This window comes from Yersinia similis, assembly GCF_001053095.1.
Taxonomy (GTDB): Bacteria; Pseudomonadota; Gammaproteobacteria; order Enterobacterales; family Enterobacteriaceae; genus Yersinia; species Yersinia similis.
Window position 1 is genome coordinate 21594 of sequence record NZ_CGBP01000006.1, and the last position, 19320, is coordinate 40913.

Consider the following 19320-nt stretch of genomic DNA (forward strand, 5'->3'; position numbering starts at 1 on the left):
CTCATCGCAAAGGGCTGCGTCAGTGCACCATGCACTTATCGCAGCGGTTAAATCGGTCGGATACTGTCTTCATCCAGATCGGCATCGAAGAATCGACGCAGTGTCTGAATATTATTATCCGCAATAATTGACTGGCGTGCTTGTGCCAGCTTTTCTTCATAGATGGCCTGCCGCCATTCCAACGGGGTACGTTCCGCCGGATTGTCATCTTCAATAACGCTAAGTGTCACCGCGTTACCGTGTAATTCACTCAATGCATCACTCAGCGTTTTTTGTGCTGACGCTGAATTCAGATGACGCTGAGCAGAACGCAAATGCAGGCAAATATTACCCGGTTCTATTTCTTGTTTAAATGCATTCAGTGCAAGCTGCTGGACTAATTTAGGGATCTGTAACTTATTGACCTCTGCAGCCCAAGGATCACGGGCTATCGCCTCCTCAGCCAATTTAGCGGAAAGCTCTGGTGTTTTTTCATGTTCGAGCGCAGAGCGCAGCGCTTTAGGCGTGGCGATGGGTTCAGCCGCTACCTCAGGTTGATTTTTCGCGGTCCAGCGATAAGCTTCTTTTTTCGCAGGTTTCTTCTCTTCCATTGTTTTGGCTGCCAGGCGCTGCTGGCTACGCTCAGTCACCGAAGCTAAACGCTCCAGTGCTGAGTTTGCCGGCCGCGCTTTTCCTGGCGCTGCCGGCTCATTCTTTTTTGTTGTGGTCGTCCCCGACTGTCGCAGTAACTGCGTACGCGCCTGAAGCAATCGCGCCGTAGATTCCGGAAGCAGGGCGCTTGTCGCTACAGCGCCTAACGGCGGAGCCTCTTGATGAGAACTCGACGGTACTGGTACGGGTTGCTGCATATGTTGCCCCCCCTGAGAGATGGGCACAGCGTTATCGGCCATTGCAGATGGCGCGGCAACATGCGCTATTTGGGGCTCCACAATGATGGCTTTAGGATGAAAAGCCAGCGCTCGCAATAAGGTCATTTCAACCCCCATACGGCGATCTGGCGCATAAGCCAGCTCTTTACGGCCTACCAGCAAGGTTTGATAATACAGCTGAATATCAGCAGGCGGTAATGTGCGGGCCAGCTCCCGTAAACGGGGTTCAATGGCTGCATAGTGGTTATCCAGCATCGAAGGTAACAGCTGTACCATCGCAACTTTGTGCAGCAGGCTTAAGCTTTCCACCAACAGGTTTTCCCAGTCGACACCCCGCGATGCGGCCTGTTCTATCTGAGCCATAACCCGGGCACCATCAGCACTGACTAACGCCTCAATAATGGCGAGGGGCTGTTCGTCATCCAGCGTTCCCAGCATTTGGCTAACCGTTGCTGTCGTGACCTGCCCTTGCCCCATTGATACAGCCTGATCGGTTAAGCTTAGCGCATCTCGCATACTGCCATCAGCCGCTCGGGCCAGTAATTGCAAGGCTCGGGCATCACTTGTAATTTTTTCGGCCAGTAACACTTTTTCAAGTTGTGCGCGGATCTGCTCAACATCCAATGCTTTTAGGTGGAATTGCAAACATCGGGAAAGGATCGTAACGGGTAATTTTTGTGGATCAGTGGTCGCCAACAGAAATTTCACATGTGCTGGCGGCTCCTCAAGTGTCTTCAACAACGCGTTGAAACTGTGCCGCGATAGCATATGCACTTCATCGATCAAATAGACCTTGAAGCGGCCACGGGCAGGGGCATATTGGACATTATCCAACAGCTCACGGGTGTCCTCTACCTTAGTCCGGGAGGCGGCGTCTATCTCGATCAGATCAACAAAACGCCCCTGCTCAATCTCCTGGCAATTGGCGCAGGTACCGCAAGGGGTCGCAGTAATACCGGTTTCGCAGTTGAGGCCTTTAGCCAGCAATCTGGCTATCGAGGTTTTACCCACACCGCGAGTACCAGAGAATAAATAGGCGTGATGAATTCGCCCTAATGAAAGGCCATTAGCCAGCGCTGTCAGGACATGTTCCTGACCAACGACGTCGGCGAACGTTTGAGGGCGCCACTTACGGGCAAGGACCTGATAGCTCATTAATACTTCATCGTTGATTTATGATGGATAATTTAATCACTAATGAAAAAACCATGATTTAACCAAGTATATCTAATTTGGTTTATTTGCAAACCTACGCCGCATGAACCTACACAGCATGAACCCACCCTATACAGCATAGGACTCGCTCGTCGTAGTGTATCAGTACGCCCATTTTCATTCCCATAAATTTACCTTGTGAACACTAACTGACCTACCGTTCATCGTAAGGTTTGGTTTCAAAATTAATAGATATCCAAAAAAGTGAATAAACACATGGAAGAAATTTTAGCATTGGTATTTGTAGCCCACTCATCGCATCACTCATCACCGCACAAGATCAAAAAAAGTACTCTTAACGCAAAGTGAGGCAGAAAATATCCGTGTTCATGGGGTATGCCTAGGCTTCCATTTAGATGTAGTCGAAAAAATGATAGTCGAAAAAATGGCAGAGACGCAGGGATATGACGATATAGATCCAGATTTTGTCTGACTGGAATACCTTAACTATCTCGGAATACTCCCCGACATGTTAAAGAGTATCAGGCCAGAAGATGAGGTTGGGTGATCGGCGTTCTAGACTAAACAGCCCCGCTATTGGACTGATTCCATATAGATAGCGAGACTGTTATTTTCAATGCAATTAATGCCCGTCGAAAGAGACGAGGCTGTAGCAATGAATCCCTTGCTGAGTCAGGCGAGCTTCGCCGCCCAGTTCAGGTAAATTAATAATAAATGCCGCGTGAACCACTTCCCCCCCCAAGCGGCGAATAAGCTTAACAGTGGCTTCAATGGTACCGCCAGTCGCCAATAAGTCATCAACAACCAAGACTTTATCACCCGGTTGGATGCTATCCATATGGATCTCTAATGTGTCAGTGCCGTATTCTAATTCATAGCTTTCGCTGATCGTTTCACGTGGCAATTTCCCCGGTTTACGCACTGGAACAAACCCTACTCCCAGCGCCAGTGCCACCGGGGCACCAAACAAAAAACCGCGAGCTTCAGTACCCACGACTTTTGTCACACCGGACTCACAATAGTGTTCAGACAGCAGCTCGATACTGGCGGAATAGGCCTCTGGATTCTCCAGCAAGCTGGTCACATCACGGAACAATATTCCCGCTTTTGGGTAATCGGGGATAGTTTTGATACTGTCTTTTATATGTTTAAGCTGTTGTGCTGTCTTAGATGCAGAAGCGGTCATAATTTGTGCCTGATAAAACTGCTGGACATACTAAAGCGCGGCCAGATAATGCGAAAATGGCGTTATCTGAGTGACATAGGCCACCGAAAATTTCCGATAGAAACCCTGATAGCCTAATCGCCGCATCCTTAGCCTTAAGGATGCAACAAGGGATTACCCCCACGCACGAAACACTCAAATTTATGCAAACCGGCACCAAAAAGCAACTTATGTGCAAAGTTCATTGCCGTTTTTGTTGCGATGGGTCAATAACTGGCATCCGCAACATAAAAGTTAACAATACGGTTAACATCAAAAGTAGCATTCCCTTTACCCACCAGATTTTCACCAGCCAAAGTGAAACAGCAAAAGTCATTACTGTCACCAAAACTGCTTTCCATTTAACTCCTGGGGGTAAAGCACGATGTTGCTGCCATGTGCGTAAATAACTGCCAAACCATGAGCGGTAAAGCAACCAATGATGAAAGCGGGGAGAAGAACGAGCAAAGCACCACGCGGCCAAAAGTAAAAATGGTGTGGTGGGTAAAAGAGGAAGCACAACACCGAGCGTTCCCAATGCCACTGCCAACCACCCCAGCACTATTAATAACCAGCGAGACATAAGCACCCTTTATAGTTACTTTCGTCAAGAAGGCGTTATCATTAACGCATGTGGTGCCGACCATCAACAAATATTGTTGTCACTATTAGTACGATACATATCTACCCCGCCCATTGACTCGCTCATTCTCACTTGTAACCACCACTATTCAAAGGCAAGCTAACGGCAAAATGCCTAGGAGAGCGCTATGAGTACAGAAAAATTATTACAGGTGCTAGAGAGCCAGATTGAAGCATTGTCAGCTCAAATAGCCCCACAAGCCAATACGCCTTCTCAACAAGCACGTTTTGATCTGAATTTATTCAGTAACCACGGCAATCGCTTTCGCGATTACTTGCAAGAAGTGCGCAAAAATATGGCACAGCTAAAACAAGTTGTTAAAGAGAATCGCTTACAACAAGTAGCATTTCTGGCAGATAAGTTAGTTGCACAAATTTCAGCCTTACAAAGAGAACTAGCAACACAGAAAATAAGAAAATCTAATCCTGAACCACGTGATCATCAATCAGACCCTTATCATAAACTGGCTGAGCATCAAGATTATGAACGGCGGATCATGGCGATGATCCAAGACCGAGAAAGCCAGTTGGGTCAGCAGAGTTTGTTAGTTGAACAGCAGAAAATACAAAAAGAGTTAGCCGCTCTGGAAGGCCGTTTAATGCGTTGCCGCCAGGCACTGATAAGAATAGAGCGTAGTATTGAGAGAAAAGAGAACGGTTTTTGAATATTTGTCACATTTTTTGAATCGCTGAAGCTCTGGTCATGATTTATTATCTATAATATTTTCTGAACTAAAATGTTTTCTAAATGGAAACTTAGCGAAGCTGGCACTGGTGAATTACTGCTCTGCTCCGCTTCTTTCGTTAATTGAAACTTTAAATATTGGTCACATTATGTCAGTTGAACAAGCACCACCTGAACTACAACTGGCAGTAGATCTTATCTATCTGCTGGAATGTAACGAAATAGCACCGGAAACGGCTCTCGCAGCATTGGCTATCGTGCAACTTGATTACCAACGTAAGCTTCGCCATAAAGAATCAGACTGAACATACTACTTCTGATGTGTACTGAGGCGACTCGGCACAACATCGCCTCTGCTATTCCCGCGTTAACACTGCTGGCGCGATAACATGGGTTATCTCACGACATTAGCACTCTCACGACACCGGCCCTTTCGCAACATTAGTTATTTAACAACATTGGTTATTTAGCAACATTGGTTATTTAACAACATTGGTTATTTAACAACATTGGTTCTCCCACGTCAGCCACTATGGCTAATTGTTGGAGCCTTGATATCTGGAAAATCCAGGCAAGTCAGGGTAAATCAGGTTTCAGCTTTCCCTGCGTTGATTGCGTATCAGGCAAGCTTGTAGCTTCAATCGGGCGGCTGATTTCCTGAACTTCTGTGCCATCCGGTTTATGCAAATACACGTCTAACTGGTTAAACGCGATATTAATGTCATTTTCACGACATAATTTATCAATAGCCCGATTAAGCTCATCTACCGTATAACTGCGGTCACGTAGTTCACGGACATACAAACGTAGCTCGTGATCAAGTGTGCTGGCACCAAAATTAAGGAAGAAGACCTGAGGCTCTGGATCTGTCATTACCCGAGAATTGGCATGAGCCGCATGTAGCAGAACTTCTTTTACCTTTTCCAAATCCGAACCATACGCAACCCCCACTTTAATAATGATGCGGGTGATTGTGTCTGACAGTGACCAGTTAATCAGGCGCTCAGTCACAAATGCTTTATTCGGCACAATGACCTCTTTACGATCAAAATCGGTAATGGTGGTGGCACGGATACGAATTCTACTGACAGTCCCCGAGTAGGTACCAATCGTAATGGTATCGCCAATCCGTACAGGCCGCTCAAAGAGAATAATCAAGCCCGAGACAAAGTTGGCAAATATTTCCTGTAGACCAAAGCCCAACCCCACGGAGAGCGCTGCCACCAGCCATTGCAATTTATCCCATGAAACCCCGAGCGAGCTTAAGGCAGTTATCCCCCCCACAGCCGTGATCAGGTAAGTTAAGATCGTCGTAATAGCGTAAGAAGTGCCTTGGCGCAGTTGTAAGCGCGATAGCACCACCACCTCAAGTAAGCCCGGTAAATTTCGGGTCAGAACATAGGCAACCACCAGTGCCATCAAGGCAACTAGCATATTACCCAAGGTCACGGCTTGCGTTACGCTCGCACCAGCTACAGTGGCGGTGTAATGCCACAATGAGATACTGTCCAGATAAGAGATAACGGTTATCAGATCAGCCCAGATCCAGTAAAAACAGGTGGCAAAAATCAGGAATAGCGCCATTGTGGTCAAGCGCAATGATTGTTGGTTAATTTGATCCAGAGCCAATGGAGGTTCTTCTATCGGTTCACTGCCTTCGGCCCCTTCTTTCCCCATACTTTGCCGCCGCGCAATAGCTCGACGGTATGCCAAGCGCCGTGCAGCAACACCTAATCCACGGATCGCCGTCAGATAAACAATGTTCCACAAGAAGAGTAAATACAGGCTGTCAATCCAACGGCCAGCTAATTGCAGTGTTGTATAGAAATACCCCGCAACCATTAACCCCATCAAGACTATAGGTGTCGCAGTGACTGCAGTAATAATCACTAAGCGTACCGCATGGGAATCTTTTTCACGCCAGCTATCACGACAGAATGGGAAAATAAACAGTGCTAATAATGCCAAGGCAATAACAATCACTATCTGCCCGATAACATCATCCACAAGCCGTAGAGGGCTTCTTTCACCCAGAACAGACCAGAAAATAACCGGTAACAACGCGGCACCTAAGCGGACCATCTGGCGGCGATAATGCGCGCAACGGTCAGTTGATATCATAAAGTGCCGCTCGGTAATCCCCCCTGGAGATAGCATGCGATATGTCAGCTCAAAGACCAGCCAGAATAATGCCAGACGCTGGAAGAAGCTCCAGAGTAAACCGCTGAGGTTGAAATCAGCGAGCAAACACCAGTAGCCGATCCCCAGGATAAGTAAGACGTTCGGTAAGATCTCCAGCACAGTCAACAAAATAGCCTTTGGCGTATGCATTTGGCTATCGCGTTTCAATTGTCCGACATCAGCAGCCAGTTGATCCAAATAGGTATTAATAATGTGGTAGCGGGAGCGGATCACTACAGCCACAATCAGCATTGGTATTAGAAAAACCAGTGATTTGAGCAGGCCTGCCAGCGCATCCTCCAATGACAGAGTAACCTGGACGTTACTTAGTTCTGCTTTGATCGCCCCTGGCAGAGCTTTCAGCCAAGACCAATCCATTGGCTTATTACTACTAACCCAAAATATTTGCTGCGTTAATGTATGTTGCAGCGACTCATTGACACTGAGCAACTGCTGCTGGTTAATCTGTAAGTTGATTGCCAGTGTCAGTTGGTTACCCAGTTGCTTATTTAATTGATCCAGTAGTTCACGGCGTATATCAACAATCTGCCCCAGCGCATCTTCTACATTAGGGTCAACCTTCTCTTTGCTGTTCCCCAGCAGGGTTTGGATATAGTCATCCCCTTGGAATAACTTATCGCGCTGCTGGTTAATTTCAAATTGCTCCAGCCGCAAGTCAGCAATACGTGGCCCCATATTGGTGATAAGGCCAGAAGCCGGTAAGTTGAGCTGCTGCTGATAGAGAATTCGTGAAAGTAATAAGCTGCCACGCAATACGGTGATTTGTTCTTTTAAATTACGCTCAGATTGTAGAGCGCGATCTAACCAATTTTTTACCCGAATATTCTGCTGAACCAGCGTATTGCCCTCTTTCGTGGCATTAATCAGCCGTTCGCTTAACTCTTTGTTAATGGCCAATTCTCGGCTGACGAGCGGATCGTTCTGGATATCACTGCCATCAGTCTGTGCTTGCGCTTCTTTAACTGTTTTCTCGGAGAGAATCAGCCTTTTACCGCTGACAACCTCTTGTAGCAACTGAACATAACGCTCCAGTTGATTAATGTGTGCGGTCGTGTAATCCCGTTGTTTTTGCAGCAAATCTTGTAAGGTGGTATTTGCCTCCAGATTTTTACGCTGTAGATCCAACTGGCCGTTCAACATCACCTGTTCAGTTAGGAGTTCTTGCTGTTGCGTCGGGCGTAGGACCTCTTGATTCGGCGTCAGCCCATTGAGTTGGTTACGGATCTGCATTAAACGCATAGAAGCGCTATACATCGCGCTTTGCACACGTTCTGGCTGTGTTTGCAGGGCGATTAGCTGACTGTTATAAGCGGAGAGATCTTCCTGAGCTGATTGTAAATCATCCAGCGTTTCATTAAGACGTGATTCCAGTTGCCGCAAAGAATAATTAGCCAATGACTCTCGGGTCATGGTATCGGCTGAACTGTTCTTTAGCGCCTCCAACCCTTCGGTTGCCTGGCGTAACTTTGCAGGAGCTTGTGCCAATTGTTGCTTAAGCTGATTAGCCTCTTGTTTAGTGCGTTCAATGGTATCAAGGTACTCTAACGTTTGAGTCAAATCCTGCTGTGCTAACTTTTCCGCTGGCGACAATATTTTTTGTTTTGATAACAAATCGAGCTGGCTCTGTACCTCACTGCGAGTAGGCACATCAACATTTATTCCAGATGCAAAGGCCGATATTCCAAACGCAAAGGCCGAAGAAAATAACAATAAAAAAATAATAACCAGAGTAAACATCGTCTGGCGACATAATAGAAATAGATCTAATAGCGCAATTCGTGCTCTTGATGACACGAATAACGATAAAGAGGGCGAAGAAGGCCGTGTGTTAAATCTGCTACTCATATTTGAACTTCATTTCAATAGAGAGGCTGAAATCCTATCACGTTAAGTCTCAAGCTATGATAAGAAAAAACCTTTCAGGGCATGGATACCTGTAATAATGCGAGCAGCTACGCAGCCTGCGTTGCATAGGATGTAATAACTGAAAATATCAAATGATTGTAGCAGAAAAAATACCCTGCATATTATGTCAGAACGTCAGGACTTTTTCCGCAGCCAGAGTCCATTGAGCCAACTCCACTAGCGTCCCAATCTCCACACCATCAACGAGTGCCAGACCAGTAATACCACGCGCATCTGCGCAAGTTTTGCAGAGTTTTACGGGGACATTTTGTGCGGTGAGAATTTCCAGCATCTGTTGCAAATTATACCCTTCACGAGGTTGCTGACCGTTGAGACCGGCAATTACCGCATCAGACATTAGGAACAGGCGTAAATCCAAATCAGTTTGTTGCTCTTTCAACGCAATCGATAGGCGTAAGGCATTAAATAATGACTCATGGCCATAAGCGGCACCATTAGCAATAATGACCAGCGAACGCATATAAACCTCCAGTTAATCCGATATTCTGCTATTAGTCTCATTTCGCAATGAAAGACTATGGCCTAGCATCTCCAGATAGGCATCAATTAATACAGGTGCCTCTTGTTTTATATCAAAACTTTCTGGCATAAAAAGCCAATTCTCCATCAAACCTGTAATATAGGCCCTCATAATAATTGCCGCCCGATGAGTATCAAGATTAACAGGTAATTGATTAGCATCGATGCAACCTTGTAAAACCAGTTCAATTCGCTCATAGCTAGCTAAATCAAGGACTTTACGTGCGTCATGAACGGAGGTCATTTCACCGACGAATTCACATTTGTGGAAAACAATTTCCATCAGTGCACGACGTCGGTGGTCCTCACGAGTAGAAACTAAAATATAGATTAGGAGTTCGCGGAGTATACGTAGTGGATTATCAGGATATTTTGCCTGATACTCTATCTCGAGCTGATCAATTTTAGACTCGGATAACTCCCAAACTTCGTTAAACAGGTCTACCTTATTCTTGAAGTGCCAGTAAATAGCGCCTCGGGTTACACCCGCAGCGATAGCAATATCGGTAAGAGAAGTCCCGGAAACGCCATGCGCAGAAAACTCCCGCACTGCGGCATCTAGAATTTGTTGCCGAGTCTCTTCGGCTTGCTGTTTGGTTTTTCGTGCCATAGCGTTGTTTTTTCGGGGGGTGCGATTTACATACATTCACGAATGTATGTACCATAGCACGCACATATCATTTACGCAGCAATGGGTTTTAAAGCTTGTGATCCATTGAATTAAATTAAAAATCGGACACTTGAGGTTTATCTATGAGCAAAAACAGAGGGGTAATGCCTCTGGCTGCAATTCTGGTACTTTCAGGCAGCTTAGTACTTATAGGATGTAATGACAAAGATGCGGCGCAAACCGGTGCTCAACAGGCACCTGAGGTTGGTGTTGTGACATTGAAAACGGAGCCGCTGAATATCACAACCGATCTGCCAGGCCGCACGTCCGCATTCCGTGTTGCAGAAGTTCGCCCGCAGGTGAGCGGGATTATTCTCAAACGTAATTATGTTGAAGGCAGTGATGTCACCGCCGGAACATCCCTTTATCAAATTGACCCTGCGACTTATCAGGCCGCTTATGACAGTGCAAAAGGTGATCTGGCTAAAGCACAGGCTTCAGCACAAATTGCGCATTTAACCGTCAATCGCTACAAGCCATTGTTGGGTACTAACTACATCAGTAAACAAGAATATGATCAGGCCCTATCAGATGCCCAACAAGCAGATGCCACCGTGTTAGCAGCTAAAGCGGCACTGGAATCTGCACGCATTAATCTGGCGTATACCCAAGTGAGATCACCAATCAGCGGCCGTACCGGTAAATCTGCCGTGACGGAAGGTGCATTGGTTACCAGTGGTCAGGCGTCAGCAATGACCACCGTTCAGCAGCTTGATCCAATGTATGTCGATGTCACTCAATCAAGTGATGAGTTCCTACGGCTTAAAAAAGAGCTGACTGATGGCACGCTTAAGCAAGAGAACGGCAAAGCTAAAGTCCGTTTGTTGCTGGAAAACGGGGTTGAATATACAGAAACCGGTACTTTGGAGTTCTCCGGTGTCACTGTTGATGAAACTACCGGTTCGATTACTCTCCGTGCGATCTTCCCTAATCCGAATGAAACGTTACTGCCAGGTATGTTTGTCCGTGCCCGTTTGGATGAAGGTATCCGTCCTGATGCGCTGTTAGTTCCGCAACAGGGCGTGACTCGCAACCCGCGTGGTGAAGCGACAGCCATGGTCGTTGGCGCTGGTGATAAAGTTGAAATGCGTACCCTGGTAGCGAACCAAGCGATCGGTAATAAATGGCTGGTCACTGAAGGGCTGAAAGCGGGTGATCGCCTGATTATTTCCGGCTTGCAGAAAATCAAACCAGGTGTAGAGGTAAAAGTGCAGGAAGTTACTGACACTGCACCAGAAACAGCCCCGGCTGATACAGCGAAGAAGTCTTAAAAGGAGCCGGTAATTCATGGCTAAGTTCTTTATAGATCGCCCTATTTTCGCTTGGGTCATCGCCATCATCATTATGTTGGCTGGTGCCCTTGCGATAATGAAATTACCAGTAGCGCAATATCCGACCATTGCGCCACCGGCGATTACAATTGCCGCCAACTATCCTGGCGCCGATGCGACAACTGTGCAGAATACAGTGACGCAGGTTATCGAACAGAACATGAACGGCATCGATAACCTGCTATATATGTCTTCCAGCAGTGACTCCTCCGGTAACGTTCAGTTGACGTTAACCTTTAACTCTGGCACTGACCCAGATATTGCTCAGGTTCAGGTCCAGAATAAACTGCAATTAGCCATGCCACTGTTGCCACAAGAAGTGCAGCAACAAGGCGTGAGCGTTGAAAAGTCCAGTAGTAGCTTCCTGATGGTTGCCGGCTTTATTTCTGAAAACGGTACGATGCAGCAGGAAGATATCGCCGACTATGTGGGCTCTAACATTAAAGATCCCATCAGCCGTACGCCAGGGGTAGGTGATGTTCAGTTGTTCGGTTCCCAATATGCCATGCGTATCTGGATGGACCCGCATAAGCTGAATAACTACAAGCTAACACCGGTCGATGTTATTAACGCGATAAAAATACAGAACAACCAGGTTGCTGCGGGTCAGTTAGGAGGGACACCACCAGTACCGGGTCAGGAATTGAACTCATCAATCATTGCGCAAACCCGTTTGACCAATGCAGAAGAGTTCAGCCAGATATTACTTAAAGTAAATACCGACGGGTCGCAAGTTCGCTTGAAAGATGTGGCTATCGTTAAACTGGGTGCTGAAAGCTATAACATCATTGCCCGTTATAACGGTAAACCGGCGGCAGGTATTGGTATTAAACTGGCCACCGGTGCTAACGCCTTGAACACCTCGGCAGCAGTAAAAGCCGAACTGGCTAAATTACAGCCATTCTTCCCATCGGGGTTGACCGTAGTTTATCCGTATGACACCACACCATTTGTTAAAATTTCGATTAACGAAGTGGTTAAGACACTGATCGAAGCCATTATCTTGGTGTTCTTGGTAATGTACCTGTTCCTCCAGAACTTCCGCGCAACCTTGATCCCAACGATTGCGGTGCCGGTAGTGCTATTGGGTACCTTTGCTATTTTGTCCGCCTTTGGCTATTCGATAAACACCCTAACGATGTTCGGGATGGTGCTGGCGATAGGGCTATTGGTGGATGACGCCATTGTGGTGGTGGAAAACGTCGAACGCGTGATGCAAGAGGAGGGCTTACCACCGAAAGAAGCAACCAAAAAATCCATGGAACAGATCCAGGGTGCATTGGTTGGTATCGCGTTGGTATTGTCTGCGGTATTTGTCCCTATGGCCTTCTTCGGTGGCGCAACTGGGGCTATTTACCGTCAGTTCTCTATCACTATCGTTTCGGCCATGGTGCTTTCGGTTCTGGTGGCATTAATTCTGACACCAGCACTGTGTGCGACCATGCTAAAGCCGATCAAGAAAGGCGAGCATGGCCCAAAAACTGGCTTCTTCGGCTGGTTTAACAACATGTTTGAGAAGAGCACACACCACTATACCGACAGTGTCGCCAATATTTTGCGCAGCACAGGTCGTTATCTGGTTATCTATCTGGTCATTGTGATTGGTATGGCGGTGCTCTTCATGCGCCTACCGTCTTCATTCCTGCCAGAAGAAGATCAGGGCGTGTTCCTAACTATGGTGCAATTACCTTCGGGGGCCACGCAAGAACGTACCCAGAAAGTACTGAACCAGGTGACGGATTACTATCTCGACAAAGAAAAAGACGTGGTTAACTCCGTGTTCACCGTTAACGGCTTTGGTTTCAGTGGTCAAGGTCAGAACACCGGCCTGGCATTCGTTAGTCTGAAGAACTGGGATGAGCGTAAAGGCGAGCAAAATAAAGTTCCGGCAATTGTCAGTCGTGCCTCTGCTGCATTCTCAAAAATTAAAGACGGTATGGTATTCGCCTTTAACTTACCCGCCATTGTGGAGTTGGGTACGGCTACCGGTTTCGACTTCCAGTTAATTGATCAGGGTAACCTGGGGCATCAACAATTAACGGATGCACGTAACCAACTGTTGGGTATGGCAGCACAACATCCAGATATGCTGGTTGGCGTGCGTCCTAACGGGCTGGAAGATACACCACAGTTTAAAGTGGAAGTTGATCAGGAGAAGGCTCAAGCCTTGGGCGTTGCTATTTCTGACATCAATACCACGCTGGGTTCAGCTATGGGCGGCAGTTATGTAAACGACTTTATCGACCGAGGTCGTGTAAAGAAAGTTTATGTACAGGCCGATGCTCCATTCCGTATGTTGCCGGATGATATCGATAAGTGGTATGTCCGTAATAATATGGGTCAGATGGTGTCATTTGCGACCTTCTCCACGGCGAAATGGGAATATGGCTCACCACGGCTCGAACGTTATAACGGGTTGCCATCAATGGAGATCCTGGGTCAGGCTGCACCGGGTAAGAGTACCGGCGAAGCCATGGATCTGATGCAAGAACTGGCAGCTAAATTACCAAGCGGCGTAGGCTATGACTGGACCGGAATGTCCTATCAGGAACGTTTATCGGGTAATCAAGCTCCAGCACTGTATGCCATCTCATTGATTGTGGTCTTCTTGTGTTTGGCCGCTCTGTATGAAAGTTGGTCGATTCCATTCTCCGTTATGCTCGTGGTACCGCTCGGGGTTGTTGGTGCATTATTGGCAGCCACTCTGCGTGGGTTGGAAAACGACGTTTACTTCCAGGTAGGCTTGCTGACCACCATTGGGCTATCAGCCAAGAACGCCATCTTGATTGTTGAGTTTGCCAAAGACTTGATGGATAAAGAAGGTAAGGGCTTGGTGGAATCAACATTGGAAGCGGTGCGTATGCGTCTGCGCCCAATATTGATGACCTCACTGGCCTTTATCCTTGGGGTAATGCCACTGGTTATCAGTAGCGGTGCCGGTTCTGGTGCACAGAACGCGGTAGGTACCGGTGTAATGGGTGGGATGATCACTGCGACCGTACTGGCTATCTTCTTTGTTCCGCTATTCTTCGTTGTGGTTCGTCGCCGCTTCAGTAGAAAGTCTGATGATATTGAACATAGTCATCCGGTTAACACTCCGGTGAAATAAACCGCATCAACAACTTATCAGTTCATACTAAAAGGCCGCGCAAGCGGCCTCAGACTGCTGACAAACCCCGATGACTCACTCTTGAACGGTGAGGATAGGCAGAGGAGTAAAGCGTCCGCGCCAAGGATGGCGCGGCTCGAGCCTACATGGATGTATTTACGGCGTCTTTACGATCTGCCTGTTCTCTCCGTCGCGGGCACTTTGTCAATAACCTCAGGCCGCGCAAGCGGCCTTTTTTATTGCCGTGCCCCGTCCTAAATAACATTGACACATTTAACTCGCATACTGAGGAAAATGTGATGAACCAATATGTTAAACGCACACAACGCGATTACCCTCTATCCTTTAAAAAAGTGTCAACCTATAGCAGGACTAGTCACTGAGCTTATCCTTTCCCCCTCCCCTCTCTACAAAAAATAGCGATGAAGATTCATTTTGGACTTGAAACTGAAAACAGTAAAACGCATAATAATGTTATATTATAACATATCAAAAGGAATCATTATGAAGCCCAATATCCACCCTAGGTATCGGACTGTGGTATTTCACGATACCAGTGCAGATGCTTATTTTACTGTAGGTTCAACCATTGCCACTGAGCGGACAATCGAGCGCGATGGCCAGACATACCCTTACGTCACATTAGATATCTCTTCAGCCTCGCATCCGTACTACACCGGTAAGCAAAAAGAGTTTGCTAAAGAAGGCAGTACCGCACGCTTCCACCAACGCTTCGGTAGTTTCTTAACGAAGAAAACCAACTAATTTGGAGAGTTAACCATGCAAGTATTAAGTTCATTACGTTCGGCAAAGAACCGCCACCCAGACTGCAAGATTGTCCATCGCCGTGGCCGAGTGTACGTAATTTGTAAAAGCAACCCTCGTTTTAAAGCAGTTCAGGGAGGAACCCATAAAAAACGCTGATGTTAAGTTTGTTATAAGCTATAAGAGTGTTGTAACAGCTATCGGCCAACCAAATAACCATCAGTCAACCAAAGGTCCGTTGTGCTCTGCCGCCAACAGGCCTTTTTATTCATTTGTTATCAGAGAAGCGCCTGTAGACTCAGACCTGACGGAGCTTAGGAGCCCAATATGTAACGGATCAGATGATACCCCATATCCTCATACGGTTACTTACAACGCCCTACAATACGTTTAAACGCTTCACTATTGGTTACCGTATATAAAACGCTACTGGCCGCAGCTATTGGTTTGAGAAACCGCGTATTCATCTGGTTTTCAATAAAATAGACACTTATTTTTTCTGGCTAATCCGTGTTATCTCCCCCCCACATTATTGACTTCAACTTCCGTTGCTAACCCCATAGGTGACAGAAAATAGACCTTATATTATACTCACAAGACTGATTCTGACTTTGTTGCTCTGCCACCAAGTTTAATCCTCTTGGTTTGTGGAAGAATACACCGTACAATAAACAGAGAAATAATATGGCTATTAACATTCATGGCCAAACCGACAGATGTGACCAAACCAACAGAGCGGATCAGGTTAATAGTAGGGCGAATTAAATTAAGTGGTGATTCTCCCTTTTAAATATGTGAAAAATTATTTTGCAGATGTTATTTTATCGCAGAGCATGATGTTCAAATAACACGGTGATAAGTCACTCAACAATTCACATTGAAAAATATCATTAAATTTGATTTAAGTCATGTGGGTGATTGTTGAAATGCTAATATCCGAGCATTTCTCACAGCAATTATAATGTAGTTATGACGTATTTTTACCCCTATAGCTGGATGATTAATGAACAATGAAATGGCTGGTGACTTCACTTCAGAGCATTACTCAGTTTCATTACTGAAAGACGTTATCCGTAATAATATCCACTCAGTTGAGGAAGTTTTGGTTTCTGGGTTAATGTATTATTCAGAAGATGCTCGGTACACACCTGGATCATTAGAAATTCTTGAGATTACAAACCTCAAAGACAACCAGCATTCAATGACTTACCGATATCAGTGGTATATTTTTAATGCTTGTCTGGATATCAATACTGAAGAAATCCTAACAAACACTGTAACATTTATTGTACATCCTGAAAAAATCATTTTTGATATAATTAGTAATGACAGGCCTTCTCCTGCGGATGAATTGTAAGATTCCGTAATAAAGTTGCGCGATAAGCGAAGAAATGATTTATATTCATAACATAGCAAGTTTATTTACTTTAACGATAGACAGCTGTATTTATATGACTACGAATCTACTCACATTGTGTTATCAACACCGAATTAAGACTTTACGGAGGGGATGATATGGATGAGTACTCGCCTAAGCGGCATGACATTGCCCAGCTGAAGTTTCTATGTGAAAGCTTGTATGATGAAGGTATTGCAACTCTTGGCGACAGCCATCATGGCTGGATAAATGACCCGACATCGGCCATAAACCTTCAACTCAATGATTTGATCGAGCATATAGCTTCATTTGTGATGAGTTTTAAAATAAAATACCCGGATGGAAGCGAGCTTTCCGAGTTAGTGGAAGAATATTTAGACGACACATATACTCTGTTTAGCAGTTATGGAATCAATGATCCTGAATTGCGTCGTTGGCAGAAAACCAAAGAGCATTTATTCAGACTTTTCTCAGGGGAATACGTATGTACCCTGATGAAAACTTAAGGGATAGTTTCACCAATATTAATTTGTATATCGAGAAGAAAAACCACCATGACAAAAACTGACTACCTGATGCGTTTAAGAAAATGTACGACTATCGATACGTTAGAACGTGTAATTGAAAAAAATAAGTACGAACTTTCTGATGATGAACTGGAATTGTTTTACTCAGCAGCAGACCATCGCCTGGCTGAACTAACGATGAATAAGCTTTATGATAAAATTCCACCTACTGTTTGGCAACATGTGAAATAGTCTGCTTAACGCTGGTTAAGACACACAACGTTGAGCCGATAATCGCTATCGGCTTCAATGGGTTTGATGATTGGCTTATGTTTTAATTCTTAATAAAATTATTGGTCTAGTGGCGGTATTGGAGATTAGCGTTCAATCCCGTATTTCTGCCTACCTATTCTTAGGTGAAAATTGAGTGTTATCAAACTAATGTAAGATCATTTAAGTAACAAATGTATTCATTTGTTTGCTCATTCAAATTCAGCCCCATAGTCTAATAATTATAAGATATTATTAATCAGCCGTATTTTACAAACCTAATACATAAATAAAAATCAAACCACTCGTCCAGAATGGGAGGAATCTTATTTTCCCTGACGACAATTTCTTTGCTCAATCGTGTCGGAAATAAAAATCCACTGATAAATGACGTTTACGGCGAAAGGTCCCAGAGACTGAACTCAGAGCTGTGATGACACAGAAAAATAGTGATGATGCAGAGAAACAGTGGGGAAATAGGAAATAGCGATAAACTGATAAAGTGGAAATACGGTAAGGCTGAATTGGTGGAGGCCCTGCCAGCTACATCCCGGCACACACCTCGCCTGCTGCGGCTGCTTCCTTCCGGACCTGACCGAGTTCACAAGTTAGTGTTGCGGGAGAACCAACAGGGCCTCCATTGATATTAACGGCCCCTGTATTCTGGAGCGGTGGGCATTATTGACCATGCCCCGAAAAATAGCAAGACAACACACGCTAACCGATGGTTTCTTGCCCAGTAAATGCTCACATCAGGCTAAATCTATTTTCCTCTGGAATAAAATCCCCCATAGTGCTGGGTATCCATGTTGCTGTGGGCTACAACAGGCCACGCAAGCCATCGGTTAAAAGAGAGAATGCTGTGTCACCCTCAGAAAACCGTCATTCAAATCAGGATGAACACCAAAAACCAGATTACACTACAGAGCAAAATACGCCGCCGGTAGCCGATAGCTTTCGTCAGCGGGTATTCCATGTGGTTGCTGCGATCCCCTATGGGCAGGTAGCGACCTATGGTGATATAGCACAGTTAATTGGTTCCCCAAGAGCTGCCAGGCAAGTTGGCGGCGTGCTAAAGCGCTTACCAGAGGGGTCTGCACTACCCTGGCACCGGGTAATTAATCGACATGGTGAGATATCATTAACAGGCAATGATTATTTTAGGCAAAAAAAGGCGCTCGTTGCAGAAGGTATTTGTGTAGATGCTGCTGGTCGAATTAATTTGCAGCAATATCGTTGGCAATACAGCTAGCGCGATGTGATAGCGGATATACCCAACGTAAGTGGCGTTGCAGTACGGCACAACCTGCGGACTCCAATGAACTGACCTATGTCAGTGATTGGAGGGGGGAGCCACTAACACCGCTGCAACGTCAAATAAGAAGGGTATAAGGCTGTTTACTGTATCGTGGCAGCGTTTGGCGCTGGAGCGATTTCAATTGCCACCGAAGGTACAGGGACCAGCAATAGATCGGCCTGAGTACCGGCACCACGGTTTATGACTTCCTGGATAGTATCAGTGATAAACAGTAATTGCCCATTACGGGTGATCGCGGCACTGACAATGACGCGTGCATTTGGCTGGATATCCGACGGATTAAACGGTAAGGAGTAAGTAAACGGTGCCTGTTTACCTTCAGTACGAACCGCCTTCTGCGCGATAACTCGCGATGGGGCATCAGCCAGTGAGATATCCGACAATGTGACGGTTATCACCGCATCAGGCGGTAACGCAACGCGTTCACGAATATTAACGGTCCCATGGACAGTCGACTGTGCGACCGATGCCGCAACCGTTGCTGTACTTATAGGCGCTGCAACGGGAGCCTCCGCGCTTTGATGAGCACACCCTGTCAGGCTTACTGCTAATGCCGCGCCACCCACTATTTGCCATAATGCCTTTGGCTGCCAAGGTTTCATAGGCCTCTCTCCTTGTTATTATTAAGATGCTGGCTATTCACAGAAAAGCCTGCGTTAATAAGTGGCTTCAACCACCTAGCGCGCTAATTATAGCATAAAGCTCGAATTATTACCGAAGCGCCCCAATTTGATGTATTCAGCAGATCAC

General features: G+C 45.9%; 17 protein-coding genes, 1 other RNA gene and 1 other annotated feature. Of the genes, 10 read left to right on the forward strand and 8 right to left on the reverse strand.

Features of this window, described 5'->3' with window-relative positions:
• Positions 1-47 precede the first annotated feature (47 nt).
• The 3 genes from dnaX to AC971_RS22790 form a co-directional block, all read right to left on the reverse strand.
• The gene (gene dnaX / locus AC971_RS06425; protein WP_025382864.1) at positions 48-2024 is read right to left on the reverse strand and encodes a DNA polymerase III subunit gamma/tau; all 1977 of its coding nucleotides are present in this window, start codon (positions 2022-2024) and stop codon (positions 48-50) included.
• Positions 654-718 (reverse strand) — a sequence feature (DnaX frameshifting element). It overlaps the preceding gene by 65 nt.
• Before the next feature lie 643 nt (positions 2025-2667).
• Entirely contained in the window at positions 2668-3231 is a 564-nt protein-coding gene (gene apt / locus AC971_RS06430; protein WP_025382863.1) for an adenine phosphoribosyltransferase, read from the reverse strand.
• 220 nt (positions 3232-3451) lie between these two features.
• Positions 3452-3832: a DUF454 family protein gene (locus AC971_RS22790; protein WP_071825480.1), complete on the reverse strand. Its 381-nt coding sequence runs from the start codon at positions 3830-3832 to the stop codon at positions 3452-3454.
• Between the two features lie 187 nt (positions 3833-4019).
• Between AC971_RS22790 and priC the strand changes: the two genes are divergently transcribed.
• Positions 4020-4556, forward strand: a complete 537-nt coding sequence (gene priC / locus AC971_RS06440; RefSeq protein ID WP_025382861.1) for a primosomal replication protein PriC — start codon at positions 4020-4022, stop codon at positions 4554-4556.
• Positions 4557-4725: 169 nt separating this feature from the next.
• Positions 4726-4881 carry a pleiotropic regulatory protein RsmS gene (gene rsmS, locus AC971_RS06445; RefSeq protein ID WP_002208611.1) on the forward strand — a complete coding sequence of 52 codons (156 nt, stop codon included), beginning with the start codon at positions 4726-4728 and terminating at the stop codon, positions 4879-4881.
• A 271-nt stretch (positions 4882-5152) separates the two neighbouring features.
• Here the strand turns inward: rsmS and mscK are convergent, their stop codons facing one another.
• From mscK to acrR, 3 genes are all read right to left on the reverse strand, one after another.
• A complete protein-coding gene (gene mscK / locus AC971_RS06450) occupies positions 5153-8515 on the reverse strand; it encodes a mechanosensitive channel MscK (protein WP_025382860.1) in 3363 nt (1120 codons plus the stop codon).
• Positions 8516-8810: 295 nt separating this feature from the next.
• Positions 8811-9164, reverse strand: coding sequence for a DsrE/DsrF/TusD sulfur relay family protein (locus tag AC971_RS06455; protein ID WP_025382859.1), 354 nt, complete (start codon positions 9162-9164; stop codon positions 8811-8813).
• A gap of 12 nt (positions 9165-9176) precedes the next feature.
• Entirely contained in the window at positions 9177-9833 is a 657-nt protein-coding gene (gene acrR, locus AC971_RS06460) for a multidrug efflux transporter transcriptional repressor AcrR (RefSeq protein WP_025382858.1), read from the reverse strand.
• Positions 9834-9976: 143 nt separating this feature from the next.
• Between acrR and AC971_RS06465 the strand changes: the two genes are divergently transcribed.
• From AC971_RS06465 to ymoA, 7 genes are all read left to right on the forward strand, one after another.
• Positions 9977-11164, forward strand: a complete 1188-nt coding sequence (locus AC971_RS06465) for an efflux RND transporter periplasmic adaptor subunit (RefSeq protein WP_025382857.1) — start codon at positions 9977-9979, stop codon at positions 11162-11164.
• A 16-nt stretch (positions 11165-11180) separates the two neighbouring features.
• A complete protein-coding gene (gene acrB, locus AC971_RS06470; RefSeq protein ID WP_025382856.1) occupies positions 11181-14333 on the forward strand; it encodes an efflux RND transporter permease AcrB in 3153 nt (1050 codons plus the stop codon).
• 504 nt (positions 14334-14837) lie between these two features.
• Positions 14838-15098, forward strand: a complete 261-nt coding sequence (locus AC971_RS06475; RefSeq protein WP_025382855.1) for a type B 50S ribosomal protein L31 — start codon at positions 14838-14840, stop codon at positions 15096-15098.
• Positions 15099-15113: 15 nt separating this feature from the next.
• Complete coding sequence (ykgO, locus tag AC971_RS21840; protein WP_038402146.1) at positions 15114-15257, forward strand: type B 50S ribosomal protein L36; 144 nt, start codon at positions 15114-15116, stop codon at positions 15255-15257.
• Between the two features lie 844 nt (positions 15258-16101).
• Positions 16102-16455: a hypothetical protein gene (locus AC971_RS06480; RefSeq protein ID WP_025382854.1), complete on the forward strand. Its 354-nt coding sequence runs from the start codon at positions 16102-16104 to the stop codon at positions 16453-16455.
• A 158-nt stretch (positions 16456-16613) separates the two neighbouring features.
• Entirely contained in the window at positions 16614-16982 is a 369-nt protein-coding gene (gene tomB / locus AC971_RS06485; RefSeq protein WP_025382853.1) for an Hha toxicity modulator TomB, read from the forward strand.
• A 48-nt stretch (positions 16983-17030) separates the two neighbouring features.
• Positions 17031-17234: an expression modulating protein YmoA gene (ymoA, locus tag AC971_RS06490; protein ID WP_002208622.1), complete on the forward strand. Its 204-nt coding sequence runs from the start codon at positions 17031-17033 to the stop codon at positions 17232-17234.
• 552 nt (positions 17235-17786) lie between these two features.
• On the opposite strand, the gene ffs is transcribed toward ymoA, so the two are convergent.
• Positions 17787-17883: signal recognition particle sRNA small type (gene ffs / locus AC971_RS22805), an RNA gene on the reverse strand.
• A gap of 231 nt (positions 17884-18114) precedes the next feature.
• Here ffs and AC971_RS06500 point away from each other — a divergent pair.
• A complete protein-coding gene (locus AC971_RS06500) occupies positions 18115-18504 on the forward strand; it encodes an MGMT family protein (protein WP_025382851.1) in 390 nt (129 codons plus the stop codon).
• A gap of 146 nt (positions 18505-18650) precedes the next feature.
• Here the strand turns inward: AC971_RS06500 and AC971_RS06505 are convergent, their stop codons facing one another.
• Positions 18651-19172 (reverse strand): YbaY family lipoprotein, encoded by a 522-nt coding sequence (locus AC971_RS06505; RefSeq protein WP_025382850.1) that lies wholly within the window; start codon positions 19170-19172, stop codon positions 18651-18653.
• Between the last annotated feature and the right edge of the window lie 148 nt (positions 19173-19320).